The sequence below is a fragment of the Photobacterium phosphoreum genome, assembly GCF_002954725.1.
Taxonomy (GTDB): domain Bacteria; phylum Pseudomonadota; class Gammaproteobacteria; order Enterobacterales; family Vibrionaceae; genus Photobacterium; species Photobacterium phosphoreum.
On sequence record NZ_MSCQ01000003.1, the window covers coordinates 131,897 to 157,645 of the forward strand.

Consider the following 25,749-nt stretch of genomic DNA (forward strand, 5'->3'; position numbering starts at 1 on the left):
CGTTAGCACAATACATCGTATTGGCTGAGGCTGCGTATACTACTCCGCGCCAATTTAAAGTCAACAAGTTTTTTAAATCAGATTTAAGAAACCCTTTACTGACTTGCCTTGCGTTAAAAACAAATTACATTTCCAACCATTCGAATAACATTCAAATCAAGACTGCGATTTTCATAGCTTAATATAAGACAAAAACAGTCAATTACCGCAATGATTTTTTATAAACCGCTTATCGACAAGTTACACACAGGTTGTAAGTAACTTACTAACCGTAGGTATTCCGTGTCGTTGGGCTGCATTATAGAGAGAACACAAAGGATGACAATTGTTTATTTGCTTTTTTGGTGTGAATGCTAGTAATACCAACCAAAAGCCATAAAAGACTCAATATTCATACAACAACATCCCTGATTAGTAGTTGTGATTTAAAAATGCTGCTGACTATTTAATCAATCAGTGACTTTTGGTTAATTTAAAATGATTATGAGACAACAAAACAAGGATTCAATAAAGATTCACGATCATAACGAAGTGGTAAACCCTCAAAATCATTCACTGTAGCGCCAGCACTTTCAGCTATACATTGACCAGCTGCGGTATCCCACATCATTGTTGGCCCGAAACGCGGGTAATACTGGGCGCGTCCTTCAGCCACTAAGCAAAACTTCAATGATGATCCAACCTCAACCAATTTATGCTCACCTAATTGTTGAAGATAAACAGCTAACTCAGCAGAAGGGTGTGAACGACTACCAACAACGGTTGGAATAGTAGAGGGTAAAAGACGAATCACATCTTTACCTGCTTTAGTCACAAGCCAAGCTTTATTACTATCACCCAACCACGCTTTATTTAATGCAGGCGCATAGACCACTGCTAAAATAGGTTTCCCGTTTTCAATAAGTGCGATATTAACGGTGAACTCGCCATTCTTATTGATAAATTCTTTGGTGCCGTCAAGTGGGTCCACCAGCCAAAAAGATTGCCAATGTTGACGCTGTTGCCAATCAGTATGTGGTGACTCTTCAGATAAAATAGGGATATCAGGCGTTAACTGTTGTAACTGACTAATGATAATTTCATTCGCGGTAAGATCCGCAATGGTCACGGGGCTATTATCGGCTTTATTTTCAATAATAATATTACTGTGATAATGCGTCATTATTGATTTACCCGCATCCAATGCGATGTTGTATATAGCATCAAGTAATGTTGTCACTTACGGTACTCCTGTTACCAGTTATCAAGCAATAATACCTCGACTCCGTAAAGCGTTAATACATTGCTCAATTAACTCATTAATATTATGACTATCGGCTGCAAGATGAATTTCAGGCTGTAAGGGCGATTGGTACTCTGCATCAATACCTGTAAATTGCTTTATTTCTCCCGCACGTGCTTTTTTATATAATCCTTTAGGATCGCGCTTTTCGCATTCAGCCAAAGGGGTATCAACAAATACTTCAATAAATTCACTTTGTGGCAGTAAATCTCGAACTAATTGTCTTTCTTCACGATGGGGCGAGATAAACGCACTTAGCACGATTAATCCTGAATCAGCCATTAGTACGGCAACCTCACCAATCCGGCGAATATTTTCACGTCGATCTTGCTCTGAAAAGCCAAGATCTTTGCATAACCCATGACGAACATTATCACCATCTAATAAATAGGTATGATAACCCAACGCCAATAATTGATGCTCTAAGGCTCCAGCAACCGTTGACTTACCAGCACCACTCAACCCAGTAAACCATAAAACACAAGGCTGCTGCTGCTTTTGCTGACCTCGCTGCTCTTTAGTCACACTATAACTATGCCAGACAATATTATTGTTATCATCATGGGACTTCGTTGTCGTATTCATAACATATTCCATTGTTAATTTAGTTAAAAGGAAAGACGAATGGGATCAAGATCAACACTACGCTGGAATACACAATGGAAAGCGGTAATCCAAGTTTAATATAATCTCTAATTTTATAATTACCGACGCTGTAAACGAGTAGATTGGTTTGATAACCATACGGTGAAATGAAACTCGCACTCGCGCCAAATAACACTGCCATAATAAAAGGCATCGGATCGACACCATAGCCAAGCGCCAAGCTATAGCTAATTGGAAAGGCCAATGCTGCCGCGGCGTTATTGGTGATCAGCTCAGTAAGAATTAAGGTGAGTAGATAAATGGCAATTAAACCACCATAAACACCCCAACCATTAAATGCGGTAATAAGGGCTTGTCCCATGTGGTGTGATAAGCCGCTGGTCATCATTAATTGTGCTAATGTTAATGCTGACCCAACAATCACTACAATATCGATAGGAAATCGACGGCGAAGCTCACCAAATGAAATAATACCCAACGCCACCAGCACCAATAGATAAACGGCTAATCCTTTTATCAATGGTAGCCAATCAAATAAAGCCAATACAATCACACTTAAAAAACCGGCTAATACTGTTGTGCTGCGATAACGGTCTAAACGGGCGCTTGAATCGAGACCATTAACCAATACAAATTCACGCTCAAGCTTGGTTTGCTTTTGGTTAAACAGTTTCCCCGGCACAATAACTAATGTATCTCCAGCTCGTAATTCAATATTACCCAAGCCACCAGCTAACCGTTCATGGCCACGACGGATGGCGACTACTACCGCATCAAAGTTTTCGCGAAATTGAGTGATTTTTAAGGTACTACCACAAATAGCAGCAGAATGGCTGACCACTACCTCCATCATCGATTGACCATTAAGATGATGCTGACCAAATAAATGCAGTCCTTCTATTTCTTGTAAAGTGGTGACACTTTCAATATCACCACAAAACAATAATCGATCGCCTGCTTGTAATTTAGTCTCAGGGCAAACGGGTGCAATTGTCTTACCATCACGAATAAGCTCAGCCAAAAATAAACGCCGTAATGCGCGAAGTCCATTTTCAGTGACACTCTTTCCTATTAACGGTGAATGACTTTTTACTCGCGCCTCTAAAAAATAAGGCAGCTGTTCTTCACTGTCGTCATCGTTATCCGGTAAAAAATAACTCAATGGGATTAAGATCATTAACCCAATAACTAATACCGCTAAGCCAATCATGGTCGGGGCAAAAAAACCAAGACTCGGCAAGCCGACATCTTCAACAAAGCTATTAATAATAAGATTAGTCGATGTACCAATTAAGGTCAGTGTGCCCCCTAAAATAGCGGTATACGATAAAGGCAGTAATAATTTAGAGGGTGCATGGCGTTGATTACGTTTTATCGCCCCAATTAACGACACCACCACCGCGGTATTATTGGTAAAAGATGATAATAACGCGGTTGATAATCCCAGCTTAGCCACAACTGAACTATGACCACCTTGTGAAATCTGGCGTCCAACCCAACTAATTAAGCGGGTTTTTTCTAATGCAATTGACACTAATATCAACAGCACTAAGGTTAATAATGATGAGTTAGTAAAATTTGCGGCAATGGCTGGTAATTCAATTAAGTTTGCTTGAAAACCAATAAACGCACTGCCAGCAAATAAATACGCGGGTTTAATCTTCGTGGTGAGCAAGCAGAGAATAATCACTACTAGCATTGCCAGCACAGTAGCTTGTTCCCAGCTCATTCACATTACTCCAGTAATTGACTGATATCTTTCGCATCCCAATGCGGGAAGTGCTTACGGACTAATGCATTAAATTCAACTTCAAACGTTGAATAACTACGACTGCTTTTATCTGTTGCTAATGGCTCTCTAATTAATCCGGCGCCAACGGTTACATTGGTTAATCGATCAATAATGATAAAGCCGCCAGTATCTTTACAGGTTTGATAGCTATCAACGGCAATCGCATCGTGTAAGTTGAACTCACATAAACCAATGCCATTAAGGGGTAACGTCTCGGTTGCAAAGGTATCAAGACTATTAATATCAACTTGATGACGTATCGTACTTACACTGCCTAGCGTTTTTTTACCTGCCACTTTAATATCATACTGACGTCCCGCCGTTAATGCGGTTTCCCCCATCCAGACAATATCGGCTAATACATTATTACTTAACGGCACGTTATCTTCCGTGGCAATTAACGTATCACCACGGCTAATATCAATTTCATCCGTTAAGGTAACAGTAATGGCTTGGCCTTTAGTTGCTGATGCTAAGTCACCATCAAAAGTGACAATCCGCTCTACAGTCGATATTTTACCTGAAGGTAATGCGGTAACTCGTTGCCCAACACGTAATTCACCCGACGCTAATGTGCCAGCAAAGCCGCGAAAATCGAGATTAGGACGATTCACATATTGAACAGGAAAACGTAAGTCTGCCGAATCATCATCCGTCGACAAATCAACGTATTCTAATAGCGTTAATAACGGCTCGCCTTGATACCACGGCATCTTGGTACTTTGACTGACAACGTTATCGCCCTCTAAAGCTGACAGAGGTAACAATTGAATATTGATATTAGGATTGAGTTTTTTTGAAAATTGGAGGTATTGCAGCCTAATATCGTCAAAACGTGCTTGATCAAAATCGACCAAATCCATCTTATTAATTGCTACAATAAATTGGCGGATACCAAGTAAACTGGCGATATAAGAATGACGTCGCGTTTGATCTAAGACCCCTTTACGGGCATCAATCAAAATAACCGCCACATCACAGGTCGAGGCGCCAGTTGCCATATTACGGGTGTACTGCTCATGACCCGGAGTATCAGCAATAATAAACTTACGTGCTTTGGTCGAGAAATAACGGTAAGCGACATCTATGGTGATCCCTTGCTCACGCTCTGCTTGCAGTCCATCGACTAATAATGCTAAATCAGGTTTATCGCCCGTGGTACCGACTTTTTGACTATCAGTATGGATTGCAGCAAGTTGATCTTCATAAATCTGATGCGAGTCATGCAGTAGACGACCAATTAAGGTACTTTTACCGTCATCAACGGAGCCACAGGTTAAAAATCGCAGTAAAGATTTATTATGGTGTTGATCGAGGTAAGCTTCGATACCCAATTCTGCGACCTGTTGTTCTATCACACTGTTCATTATTCTCTCCTTAGAAATAACCTTGGCGTTTTTTCAATTCCATTGAGCCAGATTGATCATGATCGATAGCTCGACCTTGACGTTCACTGGATGTCGCCACCAGCATTTCTTCAATGATCCCCGGTAACGTATCAGCAGTAGATTCCACCGCTCCCGTTAACGGGTAGCATCCCAAAGTTCTAAAACGGACACTTTTTTGCTCAATGGTTTCCCCTGGCTGTAACTCTAACCGCTCATCATCGACCATGATTAACATCCCATCACGCTCAACAACCGGTCGTACTTGAGATAAATACAGCGGCACAATTTCGATTTGCTCTAAAAAGATATATTGCCAAATATCAAGTTCAGTCCAATTGGATAACGGGAACACGCGAATGCTTTCGCCTTTATTAATTTGACCGTTATAGGTTTTCCATAATTCAGGGCGTTGATTTTTAGGATCCCAACTGTGATTTTTATCGCGGAATGAATACACTCGCTCTTTAGCGCGTGACTTTTCTTCATCGCGACGAGCACCACCAAATGCAGCATCAAAACCGTACTTATCCAGCGCTTGTTTTAAACCTTGGGTTTTCATAATGTCAGTATGCTTTGATGAACCATGGGTAAATGGCCCCACTCCCATCGCTACCCCTTCTGGATTCTGATGGACTAATAAATCAAAACCGTATTTCTTGGCGGTACGATCACGAAACTCAATCATTTCGCGAAATTTCCACGTGGTATCGACGTGCAATAACGGAAACGGAATTTTTCCGGGATAAAAAGCCTTACGAGCTAAATGCAACATCACTGAAGAATCTTTACCGATGGAATACATCATTACAGGGTTATCAAATTCAGCCGCAACTTCACGCAAAATATGAATACTTTCCGCTTCGAGCTGTTTGAGGTGGGTTAAACGTTTCGAATCCATCACTCTCTCCATGTTATGCCAGTTTCACTACCGCTTCAGGTTGCGGTAATAACTGTTCCTTTGTTGTGAACCAAGCTAATTTATGTGACAACTTAACGACTTCACCGACAACAATTAACGATGGCGAAGCAGCATGCTGTGCTAAATCGGCAAGTTGATCTAATTGTCCGGTTAATACTTTTTGAGTGGCCTGTGTGCCGCGTTCAATAATCGCTATAGGGGTATCAGGGGCGCGGCCATGTTGTAATAACTGCTGCTGAATATGGCTCGATTTCATTAGCCCCATATAAATCACTAAGGTTTGATTACCACGCGCTAAGGTTGACCAATCGAGCTGCTGACCATCGGGCTTTAAGTGCCCAGTAATAAACATCGCGGTTTGAGCGTAATCACGATGAGTTAATGGAATGCCAGCATAAGCAGTGGCACCTGCTGCGGCAGTAATTCCGGGAACAACTTGAAAATCAATCCCCGCCTCTACCAGTACTTCTAACTCTTCAGCGCCACGACCAAACACAAATGGATCACCGCCTTTAAGCCTTACAACGCGTTTACCTTGTTGGGCATATTCAACAATTAAACGGTTAGTTTGCTCTTGCGGCACACTGTGAAAGCCCGCTTTTTTTCCGACACAGACTAATTCCGCGTCACGGCGCACCAACGCCATTACTTCATCGGAAACAAGGTAGTCATACAGCACTACATCTGCTTGCTGCATTAACTGTAAACCACGTAAAGTTAATAACCCTGCATCACCGGGTCCGGCCCCAATTAAAGCAACTTGCCCTGTTGGTGGCGTATGGTTTTGTAACTGTTGTTCTAATGCTTGCTGCGCTTCACTATGACGACCAACAGCAATCAAATCAGCAAAACGACCATTAAAAGCTTGCTCCCAAAAGGCACGACGACTAGAAAAGGTAGGGAGCTTGGTTGCAAGATAACCTCGAAAGCCACCAGCTAGGGTTGCCATCTTGCCTAAGTGCTGTGGCAGTATCACTTCTAGTTTTTGACGTAGTAAACGCGCAAGAACGGGCGCTTTACCTGATGATGAAATCGCAACAATGATCGGTGAACGATCAATAATTGACGGCACAATAAAACTACAACGTTGAGTATCATCAACTACATTGACCAATACTTGGCGTTGATTCGCTGATTGATAGACCAAGGCGTTCAGCGCTTTATATGGGGTAGCTGCAATCGCTAAAAAAATCCCATCAAGATCGCTAGGAGTAAACTCTTCACCAATATGGCGAACTTGACCCGCGGCAATGGCTTCCTCAAAATCCGTATTAAGCTTAGAGGCAATCACCCCCACATCTGCACCTGCTTTTAATAACATCCTTGTTTTGCGCCATGCGCTATTACCACCACCAACAACCAAACAGGGTCGACGCTTTAAATCAGCAAATATTGGTAAATAATCCATTGTTAACTCTCCATTGTTGCTCTGTTACCACTATAGAGAGCCGGTGATATAACTTGAAATTCTAAAGTTTCATTTTTTATACTCAAAAGTTTGGTTGTTAATTCGAGCGTTCTCTTTCTGTTACCAAAGAGGATGATCAACCGCAAATAAATACAAACCAAACATAAATAGCGAACAGCAGCCAAAATGAAGGATTTTCAAATAACACTTCGAACCTAAGTTATGCTTTTTATTTCTTAATTTAATGATTCATTTTTGCTTTCAGCTCCATAGTTACGGTTATTTAACGGTTTAATAATCGTTGTGCATATAAAAAATGAGAGTTAAAGCACAATTACGCGACAGGTTGTGATAGTAACCGCATAAGATTTGCTATTTTAAGCGCGCTTTCCTTGCCTATCCTTTGGAGATACACATGACACTATCTGTTAAGCCTTTATCAATTGCGGTATTAGGCGGACTCCTGCTACTTGCCGGCCCTGCAAACGCAGAAACAATTAAATTACGTATTCTTGAAACAACAGATATTCATACAAATGTAATGGATTACGATTATTACAAGGATAAGCCAACCGATAAAACAGGCTTAGTGCGCACAGCAACATTGGTTGAGAAAGCGCGCGCCGAAGTAATTAACAGTGTCTTGGTTGATAATGGTGATTTATTGCAAGGCAGCCCGATGGGTGACTACATGGCAGCCAAAGGTATTAAAAAAGGCGAGGTTCACCCTGTTTATAAGGTCATGAATCAACTTGGCTACGCAGTAGGTAATATTGGTAACCACGAATTTAACTATGGCCTAGATTTCCTTGATACCAGCATCGAAGGCGCAAACTTCCCTTATATCAATGCCAATGTTTATGATTTAAAAACCGGCAAAAACTTATTTACGCCTTACCTTATTCAGGATTACACCTTCAAAGATAACGACGGTAATAACCAAAAACTAAAAATTGGTTACATTGGTTTTGTGCCACCACAAATTATGGTGTGGGATAAAAATAACCTTGAAGGTAAAGTAGAAGCGAAAGACATTAAACAAACTGCTGAGAAGTTTATTCCACAAATGAAGGCGGAAGGCGCAGATATTATTATCGCCATTCCACACTCTGGCGTTTCAACTGATCCGTATAAAGTGGGCGCTGAAAACTCAGTCTACTTCCTCACCCAAGTTGAAGGCATCGATGCAATCGCATTTGGTCACTCGCATGCGGTATTCCCAAGCAAAGACTTTGCTAATTTACCCGGCGTTGATATTGAAAAAGGCACCATTAATGGTATTGCAGCAGTGATGCCAGGTCGCTGGGGTGATCACGTTGGTATTATGGATTTAGTGTTAAATAAAGAAGGCAATAGCTGGAAAGTAACCTCAGCCCAAACTGAAGCACGCCCTATATTTGATAAAGCCAACCAAAAATCGTTAGTAAAAGCCGATCCTAAATTGGTTGCAGCAGTAAAGATTGATCATAATGCCACTCGTGATTTTGTTAACCAACCTATTGGTAAAGCTAGCGATGTGATGTACAGCTATTTAGCCTTGGTTCAAGATGATCCAACCGTACAAATCGTTAACTTGGCACAAAAAGATTACGTTGAACGCTTTATTCAAGGCGACCCCGATCTTGATGGCCTGCCAGTATTATCAGCAGCTGCCCCATTTAAAGCAGGCGGTCGTGGTAATGACGCAGGTAACTACACCGAAGTAGAAGCAGGCCAACTAACATTCCGTAACGCGGCTGACTTATACTTGTACCCCAATACCCTTGTTGCGATGAAGGTAAAAGGTAAAGATGTTCAAGAATGGCTAGAATGTTCCGCGGCACAGTTTAATCAAATTGATGTTAACAGTGAGAAGCCACAAGGATTGATTAACTGGGATGGTTTCCGTACTTACAACTTTGATGTCATTGATGGCGTCAAATACAACATTGATATTTCACAACCTGCAAAATACGATGGCGAATGTAAGCTAATTAATCCAACCGCTAACCGTATTAAAGATTTAAGCTTTAATGGTAAGCCGATTGATTTAAAGCAGACGTTCTTAGTCGCAACTAACAACTACCGCGCTTACAGTGGTAAATTTGCAGGAACGGGTGAAGCGTTTGTTGCTTTTGCATCACCCGATGAAAACCGTACTGTATTATCCGATTACATCAGTCGCGTGAGCAAACAAAAAGGTCAAGTGGTACCAAGTGCTGATAATAACTGGCACTTCACACCACTGAAAAGTGATAACAAACTAGATATTCGATTTGAAACTGCAAACAGTGATAAAGCAGCACAGTTTATTAAAGATAAAGGCCAATACCCAATGCACCAAGTGAGTACCACGCCTGGTGGGTTTGCTATTTACCAATTGGATCTTCAATCTAAAAAATAATAACACTTCAATGTAACATCTATATACCGCAACCTTGGTTGCGGTATTTTTTTGGTACACTATCGTTACTGCCTATTTCAACGTTAGATTATCTATGTTCTCCAATAACCATGTCGAATTAATCGCTTTCCTAACCCAACTTGGCGCTGATGCTGCTACCATTAGCGATGTGATTGCCGTAGCGGAACCGTTAGAACTACCTACTCGGCATATTCTATTGCACCAAGGGCAACGTCAAACCCATTGCTACTTTTTATTAAACGGCCTCTGTCATGCGTGTTATCTCACTGATCAAGGTAAGCAGTTCAGTAAAGAGTTCTATTGGGATCAAGATGTAATCATTGGATTTGAAAGTCTAATTAATAACGAACCATCAGCTTTTCTATTAGAAACATTATCAGCCAGTCAATTAATCATGTTGCCCATCACATTATTTCAACAATGGCGCCAGCAACAGCACCCACTCTATCAAGCATTATTAGAACGCCAGTTACTGCATAAAGAACACAAAGAACGCTTTATGTTAATGCACACACCAGAACAACGATTACAACTATTTTGTGACCATTTTCCAGAGTTAGTCGGTCGCATTACCGACTACCAATTAGCGTCTTACTTAGGGATTACTTCCATTAGTTTAAGCCGTATCAAAAAACGGATCGCAAGTGACGATATTATTGATAAAAGTTAACCATTGTTAACCTCATTACTGATAAATATCGATACACTCAGCAGTATATCTAATAAGGACTTTAACCATGACGACTTGGCAATGTTTACCCTTTGAACAACTGACCACCCACCAGCTTTATGATCTTTTAAAGTTACGTTCTGATGTGTTTGGCGTTGAACAAAATTGTGTTTACCCTGATCTTGATGATCACGACCGAGCCGATAGTGTTTACCACCTCCTGGGTTACGCAAACAATGAACTCGTTGCGTACCTCCGTTTATTAGCGCCAGGGGTAACCTATGATAACGTCAGTATTGGGCGGGTGGTTGTGGCGCCAAGCCAACGTAAACATGGCCTCGGTCATCAATTATTACGTCAAGGATTAGCCCACGCAGAAGTCATTTGGCCACAACAGTTAATTGAAATTGGTGCTCAACAATACTTAGTCGATTTCTATCGCTCTCATGGTTTTACTCAAACTTCAGACATGTATCTTGAAGACGGTATCCCTCATGTTGATATGCAATTATTACAAGATCTGGTGTAATGCGTTGGTCTGCAGTTTCAGTCGGTATTGCGATTTTAATTTGCGGTAATTTATCGTCATCACTGTCTGATGTGGCAGTAAAATTATTAGATGGCAGCGTATCTGCGTTTCAATATATGTTTATTCGCCAATTATTGAGCGTGATCCTAATTGCACCATTATGGTTACGATTAACCCCCGCTCAGCGTGATATTGGCCATTGGAAAATCAATGCTATCCGTGCCCACTTAGTATTAGCAGGCAGTGGGATGTTACTGATCGCTCTAACCTATCTACCACTAGCCACCGCAAATGCCTTATTTTATGCCGCGCCACTATTAATGTTACCACTATCAATGGTCGTGTTAGGTGAGCGCCCTAATAAAGAAAAAGTGCTAGCAACTGCGGTGGGATTTATAGGCATTATTATTGTGTTACGCCCAGATCAATTTCATTGGGCGGCATTGGCAGCGCTAGGTACCGCATCAACGTTAGCGTTATATAATGTTTTAGTGCGCAAATTACCGCCTCAACAACCGATAATTAGTACACTATTTTGGACCGGTATTTTATCGTTACCAATATCAAGCTTATTAGCCTATCAATATTGGCAACCATTACAGCCAAAGCAATGGTTATTGATTGCAGCAAGTGCCGTGTTTACCTTGGGCTATCAGGGATGTTGTGTGGCAGCGTACCGTCAAAGCGAAACGTATAAGATTGGTTTGGCAGAATATTCGGGGCTGATCTTTGTGGCGATATTGGGTTATCTATGGTTTGACGAAATTCCCGATTTACTCACTGGTTTAGGTATTCTATTGATTATTATTCCAATGGCACCATGGCCAAAGATTCGTCATTCTAAAAATGCACTAACCCATAATGCAGATTAAGAAATCTAACACTTAAAAACAACAAGCCGCCAAGTTTACCACTGGCGGCTTGTTTATTTAGAGCTCAATAATAGGTTATTTATTGGCGGTAGAAACGACCACTGGCATTTCTTGCATACGAAACAGAAATACCGTTACCTTGAATTTTTAAGCCGTCGATCTTACCTTGGCTATTTTGACGGTAACGTAATGTTTGTCCGGCTTGAATACGGCTAATTGGCTTACCCGCCCCTTCAATATTCGCCATGGCATAAAGATCGCCTAACGGTAAATTTTTATCTCGGAAAATATTGGCTAGGGTTTCCCCTGCTGGTACTTTTAAACTGTACCACTGACCTGCAACACCTGCGGGTTGTTGAGTTGCAACGGATGCAGGCTGCACGTTAGGCTTAGCACCTTGCGATACCACTACGGGCTTATGAGTTGTAGTATCAATGGTATAAACCTTACCGCCATTAATCGGATATATTTTTGATGTCATAGGCTTACGTTCAGGAGCCGGACCACGATCTTCTATGCCACCCGCCGCTTTCATTCCAGCATCTTCTTTAATATCAGCGCTATCTAATACCACATCGGTACGTTTAACGATGCCTTGTTTACGACTACCATCAGGATTGTTTTCTGCCTGAATATTAGGCCCAGATGTGACGAGGCTAGCAACATCACTATTGCCTAAATTAAGAGAAATATCACGACGCATCGGTATTCCCCCCGATCCTCCCTCTAATTCTTTTGCTGATGGCAGCATTAATACACCAATAAATACTGGCACCACAAACAGTAACGCCCAACGATGAAAACGAGGAAAACGCTGCCATACTCGACAGGCTCCAGATAGACGCTCGCTGCATTTTGTCTTTACCGCGCTAATGTTTAGTTTTAGTGGCGGTTGACGGCGGCCGTTTTTTTTATTTGAACGGCGGTTTACCTTTCCCATATACAGCACTCCAAAGCTTCATATGTCACGCAATTAGCGAATATTGGTTACAAACATTTACCCGACGGGGGCTAAACTGTTATCCTGCCTGCTTTAATTCATTCTACATTAAGAGATGACAATAATGTCTGACGTTAAACTAGATACAGTTGAGACTAAAGCAAGCTACGGTATTGGTCTACAAATGGGTCAACAACTAGCACAAAGTGGTCTTGAAGGCCTAAACGTAGCAGCAATTGCTAAAGGTATTGCAGCTTCTCTTGCTGGCGAAATGCCAGAAATCGAAGTTGATGAAATCAACAATGCGCTACGTGATCTTCACACAACAGCAGACGCTGCACGTCAAGAGCAAGCTAAATTAGCGGCAGCTGACGGCGAAGCATTCCTAGCTGAAAACGCACAGCGTGCAGAAGTTACAGTAACTGATTCTGGCCTTCAATACGAAGTTCTAGTTGAAGGCAACGGTGAAATCCCAACTTCTGACAAGCAAGTACGTGTGCATTACCACGGTATGCTAACAGATGGCACTGTTTTTGACAGCTCTGTATCTCGTGGTCAACCTGCAGAATTCCCTGTAACTGGCGTTATCGCTGGTTGGGTTGAAGCTCTTCAAATGATGCCTGTAGGTTCTAAGTGGAAGCTGTCTATTCCACAAGACCTTGCTTACGGTGAGCGCGGCGCAGGTGCTGCTATCCCTCCGTATGCTGCACTAGTATTTGAAGTAGAGCTACTAGAAATCCTTTAAGATTTTTAGCTTGAACAAATAAATAAACGGCGCTCCGAGCGCCGTTTTTTATGGCTGTAAAATAATTCAATCAATAATAAAGCATTACAATCAGACAAATCTTCACTAGGATTGACATACCCAAGTCAATTTCTAATTTTAAAGACTTCGGTATTTATCTTTACTAAGGAGTCTCCAATGAAAAAACGTCGTATCGTCACGACTCTCGCAGCGGTTGCATTGTTATCATCAAGCACCATGAGCTACGCCTTTAGCTTATCTGATATTTTCGGTGGAGAAAGTGCCGATCAAGTGGTCAGCCAAGTGGCACAAAACCCACTAACAAAAACCCTTATTTCTGAGCTTGGTGTTAAACCAGAGCAAGCAGCCGGTGGTGCTGGTGCACTATTAGGGTTAGCGGCGAGCCAACTTTCAGGCCCACAAGGCAGTGAACTTTCAAAACTGATCCCTGGTGCTGAAAAGTTAACGGACTCATTACCAATGGGATTAGGTCAGCTACTTAGCAACCAAGCTAACATTGATAAAGTGTTCTCATTACTTGGTATGGATCCAGCGATGATTAACAAGTTTATTCCTGTTATCACCCAGTTCTTAGGCCAGCAAGGTGCAAGTAATGCCCTTTTAGGCGCGCTAGATAAAGTATGGGCACCTGCTGCAAAATAATATTTTCAGCCCCAATAACCAACAAGGCAGCGTCGATACGCTGCCTTGTTTTTTATTTAACGTCTTGATTATTTAACGTCGCAATTTATTACCGCTTAAATACCTGAACCTTGTGATTCAGTATCATTATCTTCATGCAACCCACATTCACGTTTCAGACCAAAAAAACGGGTCTCTTGTTCTGTCATTCCCGGTTGCCATTTGACCGTAGTATGTATATCACCCACCGATAAATAATCGTGCTGTTTTAACGGATGGTAAGGTAGGCCATGTTGCTGCAAGTAAGCATCAATATCCTCATTACTCCAGTCAATCACCGGTAAAAACTTAAACCGTCCATTTTGAATAGCTAATACCGGTAATGTCGCTCGAGAATCCGCTTGCTCACGGCGTAAACCAGAAAACCATGTGCTCACATTGAGCTCATTTAATGCCCGTCGCATCGGCTCAACTTTGTTTAATTGATTATATTGCTTAATGCCATCAACACCTTGGAGCCACAATTGACCATAACGTGCCTCCTGCCATGCAGCGCTTTGTTTTGCACTGTATACATGAAGGTTGAGGTTTAACTGTTTGGTTAAGCTATCAATAAATTGATACGTTTCAGGGAATAAATACCCGGTATCGGTTAACACCACCGCAATATCCGCTTTAGCTTGCGTGACGAGGTGTAACATCACCGCCGATTGGATGCCAAAACTTGATGCTAACGCAAATTCCCCATCAAGGTTATCAAGCGCCCACTGCACCCGTTGTTGCGCTGTCATCGTTTCCAGCGTGGCATTAATTTCAGCCAGCTGAATAATTTGACTCACTTTTGGCAGTTCAAGTAACTCAGCCAGTTGACATTTAGGCATAGAAATCCCTCATCGATATTTTCACTTCATCAATAATGCCAGCGCGAATAGTAAAATCACCAAAGTCTTCACTGCGTTGACGTTCAATTGCCCAACGCCCGACTAAATTATCAATTTCATCCATGATCTGAGCGACGGTAATGTTTTCACGGTACATTTTCGGTACACGGGTACCATTACGGTTGCCCCCTAAATGCAAGTTATAGCGCCCGGGTGCTTTACCCACTAAGCCAATTTCAGCCAACATCGCACGACCACAACCATTAGGACAGCCCGTTACCCGTAGAATGATATTTTCATCGTCGTCTAACCCATGCTTTTCTAGAACACCTTCAACATCCGTCACAAACTCGGGCAGGAAACGTTCTGCTTCTGCCATCGCTAATGGACAAGTTGGCAGCGATACACACGCCATCGAGTTTTTACGTTGCTCACTAACACTGTCATCCATCAAACCATGATCACGTGCGATCTTCTCGATCCTGGCTTTGTCTTTCGCTAACACCCCTGCAACAATCAGGTTTTGGTTGGCGGTCATTCTAAAATCACCGCCATGCACCTTGGCAATTGCTGCCATACCCGTTTTTAGGGACTTATTGGGGTAATCAAGTAGACGCCCATTTTCAATGAACAAAGCGAGATGATGCTTACCATCAATACCTTCCACCCAGCCAATGCGATCACCGCGATCGGTAAACTCATACGGGCGACTGTCTGCAAATTTAATGCCTGCACGTTGCTCAACTTCCGCTTTAAATACCTCCACCCCAACCCGATCAAGAGTATATTTAGTTTTGGCATTTTTACGGTTTGAGCGATTACCCCAATCACGTTGCGTTGTTACCACCGCTGTCGCAACATCTAAGGTTTTATCTAATGGTACAAATCCAAAATCATCCGCGCGACGGGGATAAGTTGCATGATCACCATGAGTCATCGCCAGTCCACCACCAACCAACACATTAAAACCTACCAATTTGCCATTATCAGCAATCGCAATAAAATTGAGATCATTAGCATGGACATCAACATCATTTTGCGGCGGAATAACCACTGTGGTTTTAAACTTACGCGGTAGGTAATTACTGCCTAAAATCGGCTCTTCATCGGTTGTTTCTAATTTTTCACCATCAAGCCAAATTTCAGCATAGGCTCGCGTTTTAGGTAATAGATGCTCACTGATTTTTTTTGCCCACTCATAAGCTTGTTGATGTAGCTCCGATTCAACCGGGTTAGTGGTACACAGTACATTACGGTTCACATCACCTGCTGTTGCAATAGAATCGATACCAATTTTATTGAGCGTTTGGTGCATTAATTTGATATCAGGTTTTAGCACGCCATGAAACTGGAATGTTTGACGGGTTGTTAAACGAATACTGCCGTACGACGTGTGCTCATCAGCAAATTTATCAATCGCAAGCCATTGTTTTGGAGTGATCACTCCCCCCGGCATCCGCGCTCGTAACATCACATTTTGGAGCGGTTCTAATTTTTGTTTAGCACGCTCAGCACGAATATCACGATCATCTTGTTGATACATGCCATGAAAGCGAATTAACTGAAAGTTATCGGCGCTAAAGCCACCAGTAATACGATCATCAAGATCTTGTTCTATGGTGCCACGAAGAAAATTACTCTGACGCTTTAAACGTTCGTTATCTGATAATTTTTGCTCAGTCATTAGTACACATCCCTTTGATAGCGTTTAGTTTTACGCAGTTCATTGAGATACTGCTCGGCTTGTTGTGGTGTTTGATTTCCTTGCTGTTCAATAACAGTTAACAATGCGTGATGGACGTCTTTTGCCATGTGGGTTGCATCGCCACACACATAAACATGCGCGCCTTGTTGTAACCACAGCCATACCTGTGCAGCTTGCTCTAAAATACGTTGCTGAACATACACTTTCTCAGCTTGATCACGACTAAACGCCACATCTATTCGCGTCACAACACCAGCTTTTAAATACTTTTGCCATTCAACTTGGTAAAGAAAATCTTCGGTAAAAGTTCGATCACCAAAGAATAACCAGTTTTTGCCGTTTGCTTCACGGTTATCACGCTCTTGAACAAATGCACGAAAAGGCGCAATCCCGGTACCGGGGCCAATCATGATCACTGGCGTATTATCATCAGCAGGTAATTTAAAGTTATTATTGGTTTCAACAAACACTTTGACTTCACCACCTTCTTCTAAACGCTGGGCCAAAAAGCTTGATGCGCCACCTTGACGTTGAACATCACCTTGTTGGTATTCAACCACACCTACAGTAAGGTGCACTTCTTCACCGACTTCTTGTTGGCTTGAAGCAATCGAATATAAACGCGGTGTTAAGCGGCGTAACAAGCCAATGAATTGCGGGGCGGTTAGCGTGGCTTTCTTTTCCGCTAAGACATCAATGATTTGAGTGTTGGCTGAATACTCTCGCAGCTTTTCACGATCAGCCACCAGCTTTTGTAACTTTTTGCTACCTGAAAGCTCTGCGTATTTGGTTACAAACTGTGGATTTGATGCGGTAATTTCATATTTAGTGATTAAAGCATCACGTAAGCTTAAAGCTACGCCATCAACATCAACATCAACCGAGGCCTCAGCATCTAAGCTAAGTTTCGCTAAAATGGTATCTGCCAATTGCGGGTCATTATCAAACCACACCCCCAACGCATCACCAGGCTGGTAAGTTAATCCTGATTGCTCGAGATCGATCTCAATATGACGCACATCTTTGTCTGAGCCACGGCCGGTGATTTTTTGGCTAACGGATAAACTGGCACTAAAAGGATGTTGTTTATTATAAACAGTGGAAGCTACTTGATGTTGCCCCACTGGTAACTGCACTACTTCAGCTTCACCCGTTGATAACGTTTGTTGGGTTTTGGCTAAGACTTGCAACTGCCATTCAGCTGCCGCAGCATCATAATCGACATCACAATCTAATCGTTCTAGCATTGGCTGAGCGCCTAATTTCGCTAGAGATTGATCAAAATCTTTTGCCGTTTGACAGAAAAACTCATAGCTCGAATCCCCTAAACCAATAACGGCATAATGTAAGTCGGGTAATTTAGGGGCTTTCTTTGATTGTAAAAACTGATGTAACTCAATCGCATCATCAGGGGCCTCACCTTCTCCATGTGTTGAGGCAACAATGATGACATGCGTTTCTTTCGTGAGATTTTTAGCTTTAAAATCACCCGCAGAAATCAGCTTAACAGCAATATCTTGCGCTTGAGCTTGCTGCTGTAACGCTTCAGCAACGCCTTTAGCATTACCTGTTTGTGAAGCATAAATGATGGTTAATTGCCCCGCAGGCTTGGCTGCAGCAAGTACATTTGACGTAGGAGCAACCGCTGTTGCTGGCGATTGAGATTGGCTTAACCCCCAAAAGTAACCACTGATCCAAGCCAGCTGTTGTGGTGATGATTCCGCTGCAGCTAACTTGAGTTGATCTATTTGTTGATCATTAAGTGGGCTAGCTAAAGCGGATAGTTGATTGATTGACATAGCACGACGATCCCTATTCATTGCTTTACGTTAGAGTAGCCATTTAAGCTAATAACAAGAAAGAATAGATAAGAATGTTTTATAACCATTTGTAAGGTTAAACGTACAAAAAAACCAAACAGCAATAATACTATTTGGTTTTTAGCTAAGAGAATATAGATAGGATTTAATATTCGTCAGCGATCCTAACCTGCTGAAAACCAACCTCAAATGCTTGTTGGGTGGCACTGTCAACATCACCATAACACTGCTCACTACCACCAATATCCGTTAAGGGGACTAAGCCACCGTGACGATGACGAAATTCAACAATATAACCACTATTAATCGAAGGCTCGACCAATGCTTCAACAAGATCTTGGTGAGCATATAGGTGTTTCAATTCAGTTAATGTCATCACTTACTCCCCCTAATACTGGTATTGTGCCTTACCAACACAATCAGTTTGCTTACCTTTAAAAGTGGTACACAAACCCAATTTTCGCCAATAAAAAAACCACGAAATAATCGTGGTTTTATAATTGGATCACAGAAATGCTTAACTGTTAATTAAAAATCAACTTCCACACCAGCAAACCAACCATCAAGTTCAACATCACTTGTCGTTGATTTCTTGAAGTCATAATCCATCATACGGTAGCCCGCACGTAAATTAAGATCTGCAGCAACCAAGCCTAAGGTATATTTCACACCCGCTTGACCATCAAACAAACGTGTACCGTCATATTTACCCGCATTCGCTTGAGCAAAAACGGTTAGTGGTGTTGCTGGAATACCCAACTCGGCAGCAGCATAAACTGTTGGCTGCCAATCACTAAAGCTGTTCTGGTGCTGAATCTTAACACCTGCAAATTTAGTCATCGTCACACCAAGATCAAGTGCAACTAAATCGTTATCAAGAATCTCATAATAAGCGGTGAAATCACTTTGCTCAAAATTCACATTGCCTGTATCAATATCGTTATAACGTACCATCACGTTTGGCACTAAAGGAATAAAGTGCTCAAAAGATGCGTAATAAGATGTTGAGGTATCATCACTTTTCTGACCATTTACTTTTGCATTTGTAAACCATGCATCCGCACCCACTTTAACACCTAATAAGGTATCAGCTTGGGCTGGAAGGGCTGCCGCTAGCGTCATTGCTGCTGCAATTGAAAGCACCACTTTTTTCATGCCGAGTCTCCGCTCTTTATCATTTTATGTAATTAATCGCACAAAATTATATCAGAGTCAGTATAAAAACTCTGCAATCAATCGCAGTTAATCGCGACGATGACGAGACATCCGCTCTTGATGCTGTTTATCTGCATTACGCTCACGGAAGAACCAAATACCTAATGCTATAACAATGATCCACGGTAATAATTTAAACACCAACCCTAACATCCCAACAACCGCCATTACCGCAAATCCTGCCGCAACCGCGATCAATACTCCAATCAGACTGACGCCAGTAAATATCAGCACCAATGTAAAAGCGACTAAAAACAGAAACTCAAACATAGATTATCCTTTTATCTTACTGCACCATCCACATGAAGCTGCAGTATCAAATTTATTATCACCTACAATACTGCACAATTCACGCCAACTCTAAACTAATTATTTTTTCTTATTTTTCATGCATATAAAAAACGCCAACTCGATAAAGAATTGGCGTTTACTATTTATTGGTTAATTTCACCTAATACTCAGTAAAATTCACCACATCAATCAATTAAATTAGCACTATTGTTATACATCTAACTCGGCAGGGATTTTAGCTAATGCTTGTTGCACAACTTCAATACCAGCACCCGGTTTATGGGCATTTTCACTGATATAACGACGCCATTGACGTGCACCTGGCATACTTTGGAATAAACCTAGCATGTGACGAGTAATATGGCCTAAGTATGATCCGTTAGCTAACTGACGCTCAATATATGGATACATTGCCTCAACCACTTCACGACGTTTCATGACCGGACGATCGCTACCAAATAAACGCTGGTCGACTTCTGCCATTAAATATGGGCTCTGGTAAGCTTCACGACCTACCATTACACCATCTAAATGTTGTAGATGTTGCTCCATTTCTTCAAAGGTTTTAATGCCACCATTGATCGCCATGGTTAACTGGGGAAAGTCTTGCTTTAATTGGTATACACGTGGGTAATCCAACGGTGGAATTTCACGGTTTTCTTTCGGGCTCAAGCCTTTTAGCCATGCTTTACGGGCGTGAATAATAAAATTATCACAACCACCTTTTGTTGATACGGTATCAACAAAGTGGGTTAAAAATTCATACGAATCTTGTTCATCAATACCAATACGCGTTTTAACGGTAACCGGAATATCAGCAACTTCACGCATTGCCGCTACACATTGTGCCACCAGCTCAGCTTCACCCATTAAGCAAGCACCAAACTTACCATTTTGGACCCGATCTGATGGACAACCTACGTTTAAGTTAATTTCATCATAACCACGCTCAGCAGCTAACTTAGCACAACGCGCAAGATCAACTGGATTTGAACCACCCAGTTGTAACGCTAATGGATGCTCTTCTTCGTTATACGCTAAGAAATCACCTTTACCGTGAATAATTGCGCCAGTCGTTACCATTTCGGTATACAACAATGCTTCTTTACTCATTAAACGATGGAAATAACGGCAATGACGGTCGGTCCAATCCAGCATCGGAGCGACAGAGAAACGGGTAGAAGGGTACATATTACAATATTCCTTAAATATTAAGTGGTTATGGCAAATACCACTTACGGGTATTGCAATATTCTTCATCCAATATTAACTTTATTTAGCAAACAAAAACGGATGAGGGACAGTTTAGGAGGCATCAATTGTCCCTAAAATATCTTTTTAGGCGCGGATTCTACCTTAAAATAGCAGTTGTCACCATGGTTACCAAAAACCAAAAAAGCGCTCGAAACCCACGGATAGAGTTTCGAACGCAAAAATTATTTTACTTTAATCCTAAAATTTATAATCAACAGACCATACAACTTGCTCCGTCGCTTTTAAGCGGGTATTGGCTTGCTTATAGTTTTGATCTAAATAACGGTAGGTTAAATCGCTTGAGATATGACTGGTCAGTTGAATATTAGCACCCACTTGCCCACCCCACACAAAATCACTGGCACTTTGTGCACCGGCATTAGAATATGAGATTCGATCATGTGAGATCCCCATTGACGGGCCTGCAAAAAGGTTAATTGTAGAAGTGACAGGCATTAAATAGTCATAAGAGGTTAAGAATAAGTTTTGAGTATGCTTGGCTTTGTCGTCCTCAATCGAGTAACGATCTTTTTTAAAGCCATATGTCGCACTTAAACGATGATGGTCATTAATAATAACACCAGCACGTAATTGATAACTGGCATCCTCACTGTGTTTGTTTGCATCACCTTTAAAGGTATCCGTTTGATAACCGATACCGCCACCAATAAAGCTTTCCACATGACTTTGTGCCATCACACTTGATGACAATGCTCCAGAGAATAACACCACTGCTAATACACTTTTTTTCATTATTTAATCCCTTTTGTTTACAGTAATACCGCTTATAAATAACTATCTTACAACGCGTTTTTAAGCGTTTAATCTATTTGTTACTCGTAAACTAAAACAGCTTAACTGCACCGCAACTTAATGAAATATAAGACTATTAGTTATCTTACTCTAGCCTGAATGGCAGTAGTTAAATGACATTAATACCTTCAACTAAATGTAACAATATATGTATTAGTGCATCGATATTTACGGTGCTATTAAACCGTTTGAGATTAGCTTGTTATAAAAAAGTGGTTATCTCTATACATGGCTTTTAATAACGAAAAAGGCCTTGAACAATGTTCAAGGCCTTTTTGAGAATTCTTTTTTTGCTACCAGTCAATAATTGACCGTGCTGCAAGACTTTACTTAGTCATGTTGCCGCTTTTGTACATTGTAGAAAAGACTGGCGTGTAAAGTGCAACAATTTTATTAATGATACCTGACATTGATTTTTACCTTAAAAGATTAAGCTTTTTATATATAACCATCGCCTAATTACTGAATATTTAAGGCATCGGTCACGTTTCGTTGGGCGTCATTATAGGTATTTTTCATTGGTTGAGAAATGAAAAAAAACACTACCTAGACATTAGTTTTTATAATGATTAATACTGCGCATCTTGAGCTGTTTTTTATTATTCATGTTATCGCTATATTACTCAAAGAAAATCAAGATCAGCCTACAATGCCCCCATATCACAACATCTTGTTTTTTCTGTCAGTTGATAGCGTGATCATTTACACGTAATCCTCTTCCTAATCGCTATTGCGTGCTAAGTGTGAGTATGTTTTCAAGCAGCTGTGATAAAATAACAACTTAATGACGTTTTTTTGAGGCTCTATGACGGTTCAAACTCAACTGCTAGCCAAAGCACAACAGCTCTGTGATCAACGCGGGGTAAGAATGACCCCCCAGCGCTTAAAAGTACTGGCGCTGATCATTAATCATCATAGTTCTATTAGTGCTTATGAGTTACTTGATTTACTCAAAGCATCAGAACCCCAAGCTAAACCACCCACGGTTTATCGCGCCTTAGATTTTCTACTCGCACAAGGGTTTGTGCATAAAGTCGAATCAACCAACAGCTATATTGCTTGTTGTGTACTTGGTCATGCTGATCATTGTTCACAACTATTAATTTGTGATACGTGCGGATTTGTTGAAGAAACCCACGATGATGAAATTGCAAAACTATTACGTATAAAATCAGAACAATATGGCTTTAGCATTAAGCATCACGTAATTGAAAGCCATGGTATTTGCCATAAATGCCAGCAAACTAACAACGATTAACCCTCTGTTAGTGCTATCACTGATAGTGGTAGCATTATTCCGCCAATTCTAAGCGATGTTAATGCTATTCAACGTAATATTAATTAACGTTAGCCAAGACATAAAACCACAATAAAAAACTACTCATTGTCATAAATTCGATCTAGACTGAACTCTTCATACGCACCTAGTTACCTATTAACTGTAACTACTACGATTAGTCTATAAGGGAAAGACGTACATGAGTAAACTGACTGGAACCGTAAAGTGGTTCAACGATGATAAAGGCTTTGGTTTTATTTCTGCTGCCGATGGTAAAGATGTGTTTGTGCACTTCAGTGCTATTCAAGCACAAGGACGCAAAACATTACGTGAAGGTCAAAGCGTAGAGTTTATCGTCACTGATGGTCAGAAAGGCCCCCAAGCTAGCGATGTTATTACAGTATAATTCGCTACTGCCAAAAATAAAAAACGCCGCTATCATCACGATAGCGGCGTTTTATTTTATCGGTTAACCATCGCTAACCAATATTCGGCATTATGCACGCCATTGTTTGAATGCATTGATCAAACCATTGGTTGAACTATCGTGGCTCACAACACCATCAGTGCTGTTTAGCTCTGGTAAAATTTGATTTGCAAGTTGCTTACCAAGTTCAACGCCCCACTGATCAAAGCTAAAGATGTTCCAAATAACACCTTGAGTAAAGATTTTGTGCTCATACAACGCAATCAGTGCGCCTAACGTGTATGGTGTGATTTCTTTAAGTAGAATCGAGTTCGTTGGACGGTTGCCTTCAAACACTTTAAATTCTGCTAACTCATCAATTTCTGCTTGTGATTTACCCGCAGCAACAAATTCAGCTTCAACTGTCTCACGACTTTTACCAAACGCTAATGCTTCAGTTTGGGCGAAGAAGTTAGCCATCAGTTTAGGATGATGATCACCTAATGGATTGTGGCTAATAGCAGGTGCAATAAAATCACATGGAATCAACTTCGTACCTTGGTGAATAAGTTGGTAAAACGCGTGTTGACCGTTCGTTCCTGGCTCACCCCAAATAATAGGACCTGTTTGGTAATCAACAGGCTTGCCACCACGATCAACATACTTACCATTTGATTCCATGTTACCTTGTTGGAAGTAAGCAGGGAAACGGTGCATGTATTGATCGTAAGGTAGGATCGCTTCAGTTTCTGCGCCGTGGAAGTTGTTATACCAAATACCAATTAACGCCAAGATCACGGGTAACTTTTGCTCTAGTGGTGCTTGAACAAAATGGTTATCCATCGCATGACCACCTTCCAATAACTTAACGAAGTTATCAAAACCTACTGCTAAGCTAATCGAAAGACCAATTGCAGACCATAGTGAATAGCGACCACCAACCCAATCCCAGAACTCAAACATGTTATCGGTATCAATACCAAATTCAGCCACAGATTCCGCATTAGTAGAAAGTGCTGCGAAGTGTTTAGCAACGTGGGCTTTATCTTCCGCCATCGCTAAGAACCAATCACGCGCAGACAATGCGTTCGTCATGGTTTCTTGGGTAGTAAAGGTTTTAGATGCAATTAAGAATAACGTTGTTTCAGGGTTTAAATCTTTTAGGGTCTCAACAATATGAGTCGCATCAACGTTAGAGACAAAGTGCATGTTGAGACGGGTTTTGTAAGCTGATAACGCTTCAGAAACCATGTAAGGGCCAAGGTCTGAACCGCCAATACCGATATTAACTATATCGGTAATTTGTTTACCGGTATAACCTTTCCACTCACCACTCACAATGCGGTTAGTGAAACTTTCCATCTTAGCCAATACGGCATTAACCGCTGGCATAACATCTTCGCCATCAACAATGATTGGCATATTGCTACGGTTACGTAACGCAACATGTAGTACAGCACGATCTTCAGTACGGTTAATTTTCTCACCGTTGAACATATCCGCAATAGCCGCTTCTAGCTCAGTTTCTTTCGCTAATGCAAACAACTTAGTCAAAGTTTCTTCTGTGATCAGGTTCTTGGAATAATCCAATAAAATATCAGAACCAAACTGAGCAGAAAATTTGGCAAAACGCTCGCTATCATTAGCAAATAAATCACTTAATTCGAAATCTTGAGCTTGCTCAAAATGGGCAGTCAATGCTTGCCATGCTTTTGTTTGCGTTGGATTAATGTTGTTTAACATAATAATGTTCCCGATGTTGTTATGTTCATCCCTCGAATCATATCGTCTTCGAAAGATCCTCGATCTATGCCATTTAACCTAGACCACTAGCTCACTAATAATAATGTTACCTGTTACAACTAATGATGACCTTAAAGTAACATTA

At 41.3% G+C, this 25,749-nt stretch carries 25 protein-coding genes; 9 read left to right on the forward strand and 16 right to left on the reverse strand.

Annotated features, from left to right (window positions below):
* A partial coding sequence (locus BTO21_RS20180; protein WP_211298261.1) for a hypothetical protein occupies window positions 1–182 on the forward strand: 182 nt, incomplete at its 5' end.
* A 299-nt stretch (window positions 183–481) separates the two neighbouring features.
* On the opposite strand, the gene cysQ is transcribed toward BTO21_RS20180, so the two are convergent.
* The 6 genes from cysQ to cysG are packed head-to-tail and all read right to left on the reverse strand — an operon-like array spanning window position 482 to window position 7,395.
* The gene (gene cysQ / locus BTO21_RS18445) at window positions 482–1,219 is read right to left on the reverse strand and encodes a 3'(2'),5'-bisphosphate nucleotidase CysQ (protein ID WP_045030890.1); all 738 of its coding nucleotides are present in this window, start codon (window positions 1,217–1,219) and stop codon (window positions 482–484) included.
* 24 nt (window positions 1,220–1,243) lie between these two features.
* Complete coding sequence (gene cysC / locus BTO21_RS18450; protein ID WP_045030892.1) at window positions 1,244–1,867, reverse strand: adenylyl-sulfate kinase; 624 nt, start codon at window positions 1,865–1,867, stop codon at window positions 1,244–1,246.
* Between the two features lie 19 nt (window positions 1,868–1,886).
* Complete coding sequence (locus BTO21_RS18455; RefSeq protein ID WP_045030895.1) at window positions 1,887–3,617, reverse strand: SLC13 family permease; 1,731 nt, start codon at window positions 3,615–3,617, stop codon at window positions 1,887–1,889.
* A 5-nt stretch (window positions 3,618–3,622) separates the two neighbouring features.
* A complete protein-coding gene (gene cysN, locus BTO21_RS18460) occupies window positions 3,623–5,047 on the reverse strand; it encodes a sulfate adenylyltransferase subunit CysN (protein WP_105026970.1) in 1,425 nt (474 codons plus the stop codon).
* 10 nt (window positions 5,048–5,057) lie between these two features.
* Window positions 5,058–5,966: a sulfate adenylyltransferase subunit CysD gene (cysD, locus tag BTO21_RS18465; protein ID WP_045030899.1), complete on the reverse strand. Its 909-nt coding sequence runs from the start codon at window positions 5,964–5,966 to the stop codon at window positions 5,058–5,060.
* A gap of 13 nt (window positions 5,967–5,979) precedes the next feature.
* The gene (gene cysG, locus BTO21_RS18470; protein WP_045030901.1) at window positions 5,980–7,395 is read right to left on the reverse strand and encodes a siroheme synthase CysG; all 1,416 of its coding nucleotides are present in this window, start codon (window positions 7,393–7,395) and stop codon (window positions 5,980–5,982) included.
* Between the two features lie 415 nt (window positions 7,396–7,810).
* On the opposite strand from cysG, the gene BTO21_RS18475 reads away from it, so the two are divergent.
* From BTO21_RS18475 to BTO21_RS18490, 4 genes are all read left to right on the forward strand, one after another.
* Window positions 7,811–9,778: a bifunctional 2',3'-cyclic-nucleotide 2'-phosphodiesterase/3'-nucleotidase gene (locus BTO21_RS18475; RefSeq protein WP_045030902.1), complete on the forward strand. Its 1,968-nt coding sequence runs from the start codon at window positions 7,811–7,813 to the stop codon at window positions 9,776–9,778.
* Between the two features lie 94 nt (window positions 9,779–9,872).
* Window positions 9,873–10,469, forward strand: coding sequence for a Crp/Fnr family transcriptional regulator (locus tag BTO21_RS18480; protein WP_105026971.1), 597 nt, complete (start codon window positions 9,873–9,875; stop codon window positions 10,467–10,469).
* A gap of 67 nt (window positions 10,470–10,536) precedes the next feature.
* A complete protein-coding gene (locus BTO21_RS18485; RefSeq protein WP_045030904.1) occupies window positions 10,537–10,998 on the forward strand; it encodes a GNAT family N-acetyltransferase in 462 nt (153 codons plus the stop codon).
* Window positions 10,998–11,870, forward strand: coding sequence for a DMT family transporter (locus tag BTO21_RS18490; protein WP_045030906.1), 873 nt, complete (start codon window positions 10,998–11,000; stop codon window positions 11,868–11,870). Before BTO21_RS18485 ends, BTO21_RS18490 begins: the two co-directional genes overlap by 1 nt.
* Window positions 11,871–11,949: 79 nt before the next feature.
* Here the strand turns inward: BTO21_RS18490 and BTO21_RS18495 are convergent, their stop codons facing one another.
* On the reverse strand, window positions 11,950–12,810 hold the full coding sequence (locus tag BTO21_RS18495; RefSeq protein WP_170064531.1) for a LysM-like peptidoglycan-binding domain-containing protein: 861 nt from the start codon (window positions 12,808–12,810) through the stop codon (window positions 11,950–11,952).
* Window positions 12,811–12,934: 124 nt separating this feature from the next.
* Between BTO21_RS18495 and BTO21_RS18500 the strand changes: the two genes are divergently transcribed.
* Together BTO21_RS18500 and BTO21_RS18505 are read left to right on the forward strand one after the other, a co-directional pair.
* A complete protein-coding gene (locus BTO21_RS18500; RefSeq protein WP_045030910.1) occupies window positions 12,935–13,555 on the forward strand; it encodes a BamJ family beta-barrel-assembly machinery protein in 621 nt (206 codons plus the stop codon).
* A gap of 177 nt (window positions 13,556–13,732) precedes the next feature.
* On the forward strand, window positions 13,733–14,218 hold the full coding sequence (locus BTO21_RS18505; RefSeq protein ID WP_045030912.1) for a DUF2780 domain-containing protein: 486 nt from the start codon (window positions 13,733–13,735) through the stop codon (window positions 14,216–14,218).
* A 95-nt stretch (window positions 14,219–14,313) separates the two neighbouring features.
* On the opposite strand, the gene BTO21_RS18510 is transcribed toward BTO21_RS18505, so the two are convergent.
* The 8 genes from BTO21_RS18510 to BTO21_RS18545 all read right to left on the reverse strand — a co-directional run bounded on the left by BTO21_RS18510 (window position 14,314) and on the right by BTO21_RS18545 (window position 22,116).
* Window positions 14,314–15,078, reverse strand: a complete 765-nt coding sequence (locus tag BTO21_RS18510) for a phosphoadenylyl-sulfate reductase (RefSeq protein WP_045030914.1) — start codon at window positions 15,076–15,078, stop codon at window positions 14,314–14,316.
* Complete coding sequence (gene cysI / locus BTO21_RS18515) at window positions 15,071–16,762, reverse strand: assimilatory sulfite reductase (NADPH) hemoprotein subunit (RefSeq protein ID WP_045030916.1); 1,692 nt, start codon at window positions 16,760–16,762, stop codon at window positions 15,071–15,073. Before cysI ends, BTO21_RS18510 begins: the two co-directional genes overlap by 8 nt.
* Window positions 16,762–18,582 carry an assimilatory sulfite reductase (NADPH) flavoprotein subunit gene (locus tag BTO21_RS18520; protein WP_045030918.1) on the reverse strand — a complete coding sequence of 607 codons (1,821 nt, stop codon included), beginning with the start codon at window positions 18,580–18,582 and terminating at the stop codon, window positions 16,762–16,764. The genes cysI and BTO21_RS18520 overlap by 1 nt, the downstream gene beginning before the upstream one ends.
* A gap of 166 nt (window positions 18,583–18,748) precedes the next feature.
* Complete coding sequence (locus BTO21_RS18525; RefSeq protein ID WP_045030920.1) at window positions 18,749–18,979, reverse strand: thymidylate kinase; 231 nt, start codon at window positions 18,977–18,979, stop codon at window positions 18,749–18,751.
* A gap of 152 nt (window positions 18,980–19,131) precedes the next feature.
* Window positions 19,132–19,758 carry a TIGR04219 family outer membrane beta-barrel protein gene (locus BTO21_RS18530; protein WP_045030922.1) on the reverse strand — a complete coding sequence of 209 codons (627 nt, stop codon included), beginning with the start codon at window positions 19,756–19,758 and terminating at the stop codon, window positions 19,132–19,134.
* 87 nt (window positions 19,759–19,845) lie between these two features.
* Complete coding sequence (gene pspG / locus BTO21_RS18535) at window positions 19,846–20,088, reverse strand: envelope stress response protein PspG (RefSeq protein ID WP_045030923.1); 243 nt, start codon at window positions 20,086–20,088, stop codon at window positions 19,846–19,848.
* A 231-nt stretch (window positions 20,089–20,319) separates the two neighbouring features.
* Window positions 20,320–21,300: a tRNA dihydrouridine(20/20a) synthase DusA gene (dusA, locus tag BTO21_RS18540; protein WP_045030925.1), complete on the reverse strand. Its 981-nt coding sequence runs from the start codon at window positions 21,298–21,300 to the stop codon at window positions 20,320–20,322.
* A gap of 261 nt (window positions 21,301–21,561) precedes the next feature.
* The gene (locus BTO21_RS18545) at window positions 21,562–22,116 is read right to left on the reverse strand and encodes a porin family protein (protein WP_052672693.1); all 555 of its coding nucleotides are present in this window, start codon (window positions 22,114–22,116) and stop codon (window positions 21,562–21,564) included.
* Window positions 22,117–22,981: 865 nt separating this feature from the next.
* Here BTO21_RS18545 and zur point away from each other — a divergent pair.
* Together zur and BTO21_RS18555 are read left to right on the forward strand one after the other, a co-directional pair.
* Entirely contained in the window at window positions 22,982–23,434 is a 453-nt protein-coding gene (gene zur / locus BTO21_RS18550; protein WP_045030928.1) for a zinc uptake transcriptional repressor Zur, read from the forward strand.
* A gap of 220 nt (window positions 23,435–23,654) precedes the next feature.
* Complete coding sequence (locus BTO21_RS18555; protein WP_045030930.1) at window positions 23,655–23,861, forward strand: cold-shock protein; 207 nt, start codon at window positions 23,655–23,657, stop codon at window positions 23,859–23,861.
* Window positions 23,862–23,951: 90 nt separating this feature from the next.
* Here the strand turns inward: BTO21_RS18555 and pgi are convergent, their stop codons facing one another.
* Window positions 23,952–25,604 carry a glucose-6-phosphate isomerase gene (gene pgi / locus BTO21_RS18560; protein ID WP_045030932.1) on the reverse strand — a complete coding sequence of 551 codons (1,653 nt, stop codon included), beginning with the start codon at window positions 25,602–25,604 and terminating at the stop codon, window positions 23,952–23,954.
* Window positions 25,605–25,749 lie beyond the last annotated feature (145 nt).

Coding starts and splice junctions, on each gene's coding strand:
- cysC (WP_045030892.1), bottom strand. CDS start 1,867: ATGAATACGACAACGAAGTCCCATGATGATAACAATAATATTGTCTGG.
- BTO21_RS18455 (WP_045030895.1), bottom strand. CDS start 3,617: ATGAGCTGGGAACAAGCTACTGTGCTGGCAATGCTAGTAGTGATTATT.
- cysN (WP_105026970.1), bottom strand. CDS start 5,047: ATGAACAGTGTGATAGAACAACAGGTCGCAGAATTGGGTATCGAAGCT.
- cysD (WP_045030899.1), bottom strand. CDS start 5,966: ATGGATTCGAAACGTTTAACCCACCTCAAACAGCTCGAAGCGGAAAGT.
- cysG (WP_045030901.1), bottom strand. CDS start 7,395: ATGGATTATTTACCAATATTTGCTGATTTAAAGCGTCGACCCTGTTTG.
- BTO21_RS18475 (WP_045030902.1), top strand. CDS start 7,811: ATGACACTATCTGTTAAGCCTTTATCAATTGCGGTATTAGGCGGACTC.
- BTO21_RS18480 (WP_105026971.1), top strand. CDS start 9,873: ATGTTCTCCAATAACCATGTCGAATTAATCGCTTTCCTAACCCAACTT.
- BTO21_RS18485 (WP_045030904.1), top strand. CDS start 10,537: ATGACGACTTGGCAATGTTTACCCTTTGAACAACTGACCACCCACCAG.
- BTO21_RS18490 (WP_045030906.1), top strand. CDS start 10,998: ATGCGTTGGTCTGCAGTTTCAGTCGGTATTGCGATTTTAATTTGCGGT.
- BTO21_RS18495 (WP_170064531.1), bottom strand. CDS start 12,810: ATGGGAAAGGTAAACCGCCGTTCAAATAAAAAAAACGGCCGCCGTCAA.
- BTO21_RS18500 (WP_045030910.1), top strand. CDS start 12,935: ATGTCTGACGTTAAACTAGATACAGTTGAGACTAAAGCAAGCTACGGT.
- BTO21_RS18505 (WP_045030912.1), top strand. CDS start 13,733: ATGAAAAAACGTCGTATCGTCACGACTCTCGCAGCGGTTGCATTGTTA.
- BTO21_RS18510 (WP_045030914.1), bottom strand. CDS start 15,078: ATGCCTAAATGTCAACTGGCTGAGTTACTTGAACTGCCAAAAGTGAGT.
- cysI (WP_045030916.1), bottom strand. CDS start 16,762: ATGACTGAGCAAAAATTATCAGATAACGAACGTTTAAAGCGTCAGAGT.
- BTO21_RS18520 (WP_045030918.1), bottom strand. CDS start 18,582: ATGTCAATCAATCAACTATCCGCTTTAGCTAGCCCACTTAATGATCAA.
- BTO21_RS18525 (WP_045030920.1), bottom strand. CDS start 18,979: ATGACATTAACTGAATTGAAACACCTATATGCTCACCAAGATCTTGTT.
- BTO21_RS18530 (WP_045030922.1), bottom strand. CDS start 19,758: ATGAAAAAAGTGGTGCTTTCAATTGCAGCAGCAATGACGCTAGCGGCA.
- pspG (WP_045030923.1), bottom strand. CDS start 20,088: ATGTTTGAGTTTCTGTTTTTAGTCGCTTTTACATTGGTGCTGATATTT.
- dusA (WP_045030925.1), bottom strand. CDS start 21,300: ATGTACCCTTCTACCCGTTTCTCTGTCGCTCCGATGCTGGATTGGACC.
- BTO21_RS18545 (WP_052672693.1), bottom strand. CDS start 22,116: ATGAAAAAAAGTGTATTAGCAGTGGTGTTATTCTCTGGAGCATTGTCA.
- zur (WP_045030928.1), top strand. CDS start 22,982: ATGACGGTTCAAACTCAACTGCTAGCCAAAGCACAACAGCTCTGTGAT.
- BTO21_RS18555 (WP_045030930.1), top strand. CDS start 23,655: ATGAGTAAACTGACTGGAACCGTAAAGTGGTTCAACGATGATAAAGGC.
- pgi (WP_045030932.1), bottom strand. CDS start 25,604: ATGTTAAACAACATTAATCCAACGCAAACAAAAGCATGGCAAGCATTG.